The 7,208-nt window shown below is 30.3% G+C and carries 7 protein-coding genes and 1 pseudogene; 7 read left to right on the forward strand and 1 reads right to left on the reverse strand.

Going from position 1 to position 7,208, the window contains the following annotated elements; genetic code table 11:
• Nucleotides 1–513 (reverse strand): annotated as a pseudogene (locus ACH2BG_RS08020) (translocation/assembly module TamB); the annotation flags it as partial.
• 131 nt (nucleotides 514–644) lie between these two features.
• On the opposite strand from ACH2BG_RS08020, the gene tsaD reads away from it, so the two are divergent.
• The 7 genes from tsaD to ACH2BG_RS08055 all read left to right on the forward strand — a co-directional run.
• The gene (gene tsaD, locus ACH2BG_RS08025; protein WP_395047183.1) at nucleotides 645–1,667 is read left to right on the forward strand and encodes a tRNA (adenosine(37)-N6)-threonylcarbamoyltransferase complex transferase subunit TsaD; all 1,023 of its coding nucleotides are present in this window, start codon (nucleotides 645–647) and stop codon (nucleotides 1,665–1,667) included.
• Between the two features lies 1 nt (nucleotide 1,668).
• Nucleotides 1,669–2,373, forward strand: a complete 705-nt coding sequence (locus tag ACH2BG_RS08030; protein ID WP_395047184.1) for a 16S rRNA (uracil(1498)-N(3))-methyltransferase — start codon at nucleotides 1,669–1,671, stop codon at nucleotides 2,371–2,373.
• Between the two features lie 41 nt (nucleotides 2,374–2,414).
• Nucleotides 2,415–3,053: a DUF4159 domain-containing protein gene (locus ACH2BG_RS08035; protein ID WP_395047185.1), complete on the forward strand. Its 639-nt coding sequence runs from the start codon at nucleotides 2,415–2,417 to the stop codon at nucleotides 3,051–3,053.
• A gap of 302 nt (nucleotides 3,054–3,355) precedes the next feature.
• Nucleotides 3,356–4,321, forward strand: coding sequence for a zinc metalloprotease (locus tag ACH2BG_RS08040; protein WP_395047186.1), 966 nt, complete (start codon nucleotides 3,356–3,358; stop codon nucleotides 4,319–4,321).
• Between the two features lie 79 nt (nucleotides 4,322–4,400).
• Nucleotides 4,401–5,489 carry an AI-2E family transporter gene (locus ACH2BG_RS08045; RefSeq protein ID WP_395047187.1) on the forward strand — a complete coding sequence of 363 codons (1,089 nt, stop codon included), beginning with the start codon at nucleotides 4,401–4,403 and terminating at the stop codon, nucleotides 5,487–5,489.
• A complete protein-coding gene (locus ACH2BG_RS08050) occupies nucleotides 5,489–6,667 on the forward strand; it encodes a class I SAM-dependent methyltransferase (protein WP_395047188.1) in 1,179 nt (392 codons plus the stop codon). The genes ACH2BG_RS08045 and ACH2BG_RS08050 overlap by 1 nt, the downstream gene beginning before the upstream one ends.
• 5 nt (nucleotides 6,668–6,672) lie before the next feature.
• Nucleotides 6,673–7,208 (forward strand): hypothetical protein (locus ACH2BG_RS08055; RefSeq protein WP_395047189.1); only part of this gene is annotated, 536 nt, incomplete at its 3' end.

A 7,208-nucleotide genomic window follows, 5' to 3' on the forward strand; every position in this document is an offset into this window, starting at 1 on the left:
ATCGTTAAATGAAAAAGTACTTTTGGTTAAATTGAATTTATTAGCAGTTAACAAAAATTTTTTGTTTGATTTAGATGGTTTTCCATCATCAAGAAGTTCAATAAATTTATCTAAATTATTATCTTTTTCGCCTTTATAATTTTTAAGGTTAAAAAACAATCCGTCGAGGTCAACCTCACCAAAATGTAAATCGCCATCTATTAATTTTTTAGCATCTAGAATGTCCGTTTTTAATCTATTAATATAAAATAAAGTGTCTTTTTTGTGATCTCTAATCAGAACTTGTTTTAATTTTACACCTCCAAATATGGTAAAATTAACTTCCTGAATAGTAATATCAGTACCAAATTCCTTGTTTAATTGTTCGGTTAGGTATTGTCCCAAATAAGTTTGAACTGATGGCAAAGAAAGTGCAATACCAAGCGACAATAATAGCAATACCAATCCGAGAAGGAATAATAATGTGTATTTTCTGAGTTTTTTTAGGCCTGTATTTTTTTTCTTTTCTTCCAACAATCGTTTTTTGCAAAGGTAAACAGCCCTAAACCTTTAGATTTGATAAAAAATCTTTATTTTTGGGCTTCGATGTAAAATTAAATCTTTTATATCGGTTTATCAAATATAACGCAAAATCTATGCCTTTTATGCATCAAAATCCTGTTTTTATTCTAGCTATCGAAAGTTCTTGCGATGATACTGCCGCAGCTGTGATGCAAAATGACAAAGTATTATCTAATATTGTTGCGCAACAAGCTATACATGAGCAATATGGCGGTGTCGTTCCTGAATTAGCTTCAAGAGCACACCAACAAAATATTGTTCCCGTAATTGATGTAGCCCTAAAAAAAGCCAATATTTCTAAAGAACAATTGTCAGCTATAGCATTTACACAAGGTCCAGGACTTATGGGGTCATTATTAGTAGGCAGTTCGTTTGCAAAAAGCATGGCAATGTCACTAAATATTCCGCTCATTGCGGTAAACCACATGCATGCACATATTTTAGCTCATTTTATTGATGAAGAAGGTTTCGATAAACCAGAATTTCCTTTTTTAGCATTAACCATTTCTGGTGGACATACTCAAATTGTAAAAGTGAATAGTTTTTTTGATATGGAAATTATTGGCGAGACTACCGATGATGCTGTAGGAGAAGCATTCGACAAAAGCGCTAAAATATTGGGGCTTCCCTATCCTGGTGGACCATTAGTAGATAAATATGCGCAATTGGGAAACCCAAAAGCTTATAAATTTACCAAACCAAAAATGCCAAATTTAGATTTTAGCTTTTCTGGACTAAAAACCCAAATTTTATACTTTATTCAAAATAATGTTAAAGAAAACGCAAATTTTATCGATGAAAATCGGAACGATATTTGTGCTTCTATACAAAATATTATTATCGAAATTTTGATGGAAAAACTAAAACTCGCCGTACAACAAACAGGAATAAAACAAATTGCGATTGGCGGTGGCGTTTCGGCAAATTCAGGAATTAGAAACACATTGAAAGAAGCTGAAAAAAAATATGGCTGGAAAACTTTTATTCCAAAATTTGAATACACAACCGATAATGCAGCAATGATTGGTATTGTAGGTTACCAACGTTTTTTAGAAAATAAATTTAATGATGCTTCTGTAGTCAGCAAAGCACGAATCGATTTTTAATATGCAATTATTTTACAATTCAGATATAAATACCGCTTTAAAAGAGTTTTCTTTTGACAAAGAAGAAAGCAAACACATTGTTAAAGTATTACGTAAAACCGAAGGTGACACTTTACATGTAACCAATGGTTTAGGAAATTTATTTTCGACAGAAATTATTTTAGCTTCCGAAAAAAAATGTACCGTAAAAATTGTTTCAACAGAAACATCTCAACCAACGGATTTCTATATTCATCTGGCTGTTGCGCCTACAAAAATGAATGATCGTTTTGAATGGTTTCTTGAAAAAGCTACCGAAATGGGAATTCACGAAATTACACCTATTATATGTGATCGTTCCGAAAGAAAAATCATCAAAAATGAACGTTTCGATAAGATTATATTGTCGGCAATGAAACAATCATTGCAATTTTTTCTTCCAAAGTTAAATGAACCTATCTCTTTCAAAGAGTTTATTAATAAGCAACACGACGGCAACTTATGTATTGCACATTGTGAGGAAACCGACAAAAAACTGTTAAAAAACGCCATCAAACTAAAAGAAAAATATACTATACTTATAGGTCCTGAAGGTGATTTTTCTGAAAAAGAAATACAATTTGCCCTAACCAACAATTATATTCCTGTATCTTTGGGAAACACACGATTAAGAACAGAAACTGCCGCAGTGGTTGCTTGTCATAGTGTGGTTTTTGTTAATGAGTGATTTTAGTAATAAGCCATTAGGCAAAAGGTATTAGTAAAAAAATGAAAAAAATAATTTTATTTTTAATTCTGGTTACAACTCCAGTACTTTCGCAAGAAATCGCTTTACTAAAATATAGTGGCGGTGGAGATTGGTATGCAAATCCTACCTCATTACCCAATTTGATAAAATTTTGCAATCAGAATATAAATACTACTATAAAACCCAAACCAGTTACAGTTACACCAGCAAGTACTGATATTTTTTCGTATCCGTTTATTCACATGACGGGACACGGGAATGTTGTTTTTAATGAAGCTGAAGTTCAGAATTTACAAAACTACTTGCGTTCTGGCGGTTTTCTTCATATTGATGATAATTACGGAATGGATCAATATATAAGGAAAGAAATTACAAAACTTTTCCCTAATGAAAATTTGATAGAAATTCCTGCCAATCATGCGATTTTCCAGAAACCATTTCCTTTTCCTGACGGATTACCCAAAATTCATGAACATGATGGAAAAAGATCTCAAGCTTTTGGGATATTTATAGATACTAAATTGGTCTTACTTTACACTTACGAATGCGATCTAGGTGATGGTTGGGAAGATCCGGAAGTACATAACGACCCTACAGCAATTAGAGAAAAAGCTTTGAAAATGGGCGCCAACATTATCAGTTACGTTTTTAAAAACTAACCATTATGAATTATTTATAAATTTTATGTTTTAAATTTATAAATAATTCAAATATTTACATCATAATTTATCAAATACGTAAAATATGTAGTTGTTTTTTAGAAAATAATTTTTAACAAAAATAAAGTTCTTATTACCCTATTTTACTATTATTGACGAAGTTATTAACAATTTTGAAACATTATTTTTTAATATTTTAAACTATTTTTTCTATCAAAAATTTTGTAAATCATTTAATTATTTATAGTATTGCCAAAGAATTAAATGAAAAACTAATAAATTACCAACCAAACCAACAAATTATGAAAAAATTGTTATTAACTGCTTCGGTAGTATTTTTTATGTTTTCTTGTCAAAAAGACAACACGGCTGATGTTCAATCAGAAAATTCTGCATTAAATGCATCTGCTCACAAAGGTTGTGCTTCTCAAGAAGTATTAGAACGTCAAATTAAAGAAAATCCTGCTTTAGCATCTAAAATGGCTGAAATCGAAATATTTACTGAAAATGCTATGGCTACAGGAAGAATTGTAAATGGAAAAATTCAAATTCCTGTAGTATTTAATGTATTATATCGTACAACAGCTGAAAATGTTTCTTTAGCGCAACTTCAATCACAAATTGATGTTTTAAACAAAGATTTCAATGCTTTAAATTCAGATTACAATACTGCTAACAATCCTTACTCATCAGTAAGAGCAAACGTAGGAATTTCATTTGTACTTGACCAAGTAATCAGAAAATCGACTACAAAAACATCTTGGGGAACTAATGATGCAATGAAAAAAACTTCTGGCGGTGGTATAGCGGCAACATCGCCAACTACAAAACTAAACTTTTGGGTTTGTACTATTGGTGGAGGTATTTTAGGTTACGCACAATTTCCTGGAGGTTCATCTACAACTGACGGAGTTGTTTGTGATGGTAAATATACTGGTGTAACAAGCTCTTCTTCATCTGCTTATCCTTTCAACTTAGGAAGAACTGCAACTCATGAAGTAGGTCACTGGATGAACTTACGTCACATTTGGGGAGATGCAACTTGTGGATCTGATTTAGTATCTGACACACCTACTCACAATGCTGCTAATGGTGGAGTTCCTGCTGTTGGTCACAGAAGTACTTGTTCTGGTGCTCCATTAGAAATGTATATGAATTATATGGATTATACTGACGATAGAGGAATGTACATGTTCTCATTAGGGCAAAAGTCTAGAATGGATGCAATATTTCTTGCTGGAGGTATTAGAGCTTCTTTCAGATTATAATATCTTTCTTAAATAAACTAAAAACTCGCTCTTGTAGCGAGTTTTTTTATTATATTCGTTTTCCTAATTTATATGAAAAATGACTTCAAAAATTATAGCAAACGGAATTATAAAAGCATTAGTAGTTATCCTTGCAATTGCAATGATATTGTTTTTTTTATATGAGATTCAATCTGTAATCGTCTATTTGGTAGTTTCATTAATACTAACACTTATTACAAGTCCATTTGTTGGTTTTTTGAAAAAAAAATTAAAATTTTCCAACATATTAGCAGTTGTGTTTTCTATGTTTTTATTGATTTTTATCTTTGTAGGATTAATAATGATGTTTGTGCCTCTTATTGTTTCTCAAAGCGAAAATTTATCTTTGTTAGACACCAAAGCCATTGAAAATAATGCAACCGAATTGGTTAATCAATTTAAAATTTATCTGACAAAACATCATATAAATGCTGGGAATTTACTGGATGATTCGAGTTTAACATCGAAAATAAATTTCAATTTTGTACCTACAATCCTAAATTCAATTTTAGCAACAATAAGTAGTTTCGGTATGGGCTTGGCTTCCGTTTTATTTATTACTTTCTTCTTTTTGAAAGACAAAATAATGTTTACAAATGGTATAAAAATAATTTTACCCGACAATCATGAAGAGCAAATTCTGAATTCATTTACTAAAATAAACGAAATGCTCAGCCGATATTTTATTGGGTTATTAATTCAATTATTAATCGTTTTTATTTTGTATCTGATTGTTTTACTCATTTTTGGAGTAGAGAATGCTTTTGTTATTGCTTTTTTATGTGCTTTGTTAAATATTGTTCCTTATGTTGGACCACTAATAGGTTCAGTTTTAGCAGCAATATTAACCATGATTAGTAATCTAGGTGGCGATTTTCAGCATGATATTTTACCTACAACTTTATATGTTTTAGTAGGATTTTGGATAGTCCAATTAATAGATAATAACATTTCGCAACCCCTTATTTTTTCAAAAAGCGTCAATTCTCACCCTCTCGAAATATTTTTAATCACCTTAATTAGTGGATTTCTTTTTGGAATTGCAGGAATGATTATTGCCATTCCTTTTTATACGATGCTAAAAGTAATTGCCAAAGAATTTTTTCCTGAGAATAAAATTGTGCAACTCATTACAAAGAATATCTAATGATTACTGCATTATTATCCGTTGCCGTACAAGAGTTCATCTCTCAAAATATTGAAACTAATATTTCGAAATTAGCCTTACAAAAAAACCCTTTTCCCGAAGTTACATGGGTCGAAATACTAACTCAAATTTCATCAAAAAGTAAAGCAAAAGAAAAATTACCTACTTGGTATGCTCACGAAAATATTTTGTATCCAAGCAAAATATCCGTACAGCAAACTTCGTCAGAAAAAACAGCTTTATACAAATCTAATATTGTTTCGGGAGAGAGTTTAATCGATTTGACTGGTGGTTTTGGTGTAGATGATTATTATTTTTCGAAGAAAATAAATCAAATTTTTCATTGTGAATTAAATCGAGAATTATCTGAAATTGCCACACATAATTTTGAAATTTTAAAACAAACAAATATCACTTGTTTACAAGGAGATAGTTTTGAAACATTAAAAAAGTTAAACCAAAAATTCGATTGGATTTACATCGATCCGTCTAGAAGAAGTAATACAAAAGGCAAAGTTTTTATGCTAAAAGATTGCTTGCCCAATGTCCCAGAACTTTTAGAAGACTATTTTGGGTTTTCTGATAAAATACTTATAAAAACTGCGCCAATACTAGACATTACTTCAGGTTTGAATGAATTACAAAACGTTAAAACCATACATATTATCGCAGTAAATAACGAAGTAAAAGAATTATTATGGGAAGTCGAGAAAGAATATGAAAATACAATTGCTATAAAAACCATCAATTTCAATAAAGAAAGAGAAGAAAAATTTGATTTCATTTTGAATCAAGAAATAGAAAATAATATTTATACATTACCAAAAAAGTACATTTACGAACCCAATGCTGCGATTCTGAAATCTGGAGGTTTCGAATTGGTTGCAAATCATTTTAAACTCGAAAAACTACACCAGCATTCTCATTTATATACATCGGACGAGATTATAGATTTTCCTGGGCGAATATTCAAAATTGAAAATGTTTTTGAATATAATAAAAATGGAATGAAACAATTTCTACAAAACACCAAGGCCAATATTGCTACCAGAAACTTTCCAGAAACTGTCGAAAATATTAGAAAAAAATGGAAAATTAGTGATGGCGGGGATAGCTATGTTTTTTTTACAACCAATGCAAATAACCATAAAATTGTTTTAATTTGCGCCAAAATTTAAACCCAATGAAAGTTCCTGTAATTGTTATATTCTTCTTATTTAAATCTTTATTATTTGCACAAAAACCTTGCGATTATGCTGTTAATCTTACCGACTCGATTGGTACGATAAAAGAAACTAAAAGCTGTTTGGTTTACGAAAAAGTTTTTGGAAACTCAGCACAACTGGTTTTCTTATCGCTAATTTCTGATAACGGAACTCCAATTTTAAACCTTCAAATTATCCAAAAAAGCGTCGAGTTTATTACACCAAAATGTGTAGATAAAAATTCTAAAATTTATTTTCAGTTGTCTAACGGGAAAATTTATACCTTAATAAATATTAGTGAAAACGAATGTGATAATTTAATTTATAATGAGCAAGAGAAATTAAATAATCGCTTACTAAACGCTCATTTTCTGTTTATAAAAGACAATTTTGACGATTTAAAAAAATACCCTATAATAACAATGAGAATAAAATTGGCTTCGGAAACTAAAGATTATATTTTAAATAAAGAACTTCATTCCGAGAAAATAACAGGAATTTTTGAACCCGAAAA

Source organism: Flavobacterium sp. (genome assembly GCF_043779715.1).
Lineage (GTDB): Bacteria > Bacteroidota > Bacteroidia > Flavobacteriales > Flavobacteriaceae > Flavobacterium.

Coding starts and splice junctions, on each gene's coding strand:
- tsaD (WP_395047183.1), top strand. CDS start 645: ATGCATCAAAATCCTGTTTTTATTCTAGCTATCGAAAGTTCTTGCGAT.
- ACH2BG_RS08030 (WP_395047184.1), top strand. CDS start 1,669: ATGCAATTATTTTACAATTCAGATATAAATACCGCTTTAAAAGAGTTT.
- ACH2BG_RS08035 (WP_395047185.1), top strand. CDS start 2,415: ATGAAAAAAATAATTTTATTTTTAATTCTGGTTACAACTCCAGTACTT.
- ACH2BG_RS08040 (WP_395047186.1), top strand. CDS start 3,356: ATGAAAAAATTGTTATTAACTGCTTCGGTAGTATTTTTTATGTTTTCT.
- ACH2BG_RS08045 (WP_395047187.1), top strand. CDS start 4,401: ATGACTTCAAAAATTATAGCAAACGGAATTATAAAAGCATTAGTAGTT.
- ACH2BG_RS08050 (WP_395047188.1), top strand. CDS start 5,489: ATGATTACTGCATTATTATCCGTTGCCGTACAAGAGTTCATCTCTCAA.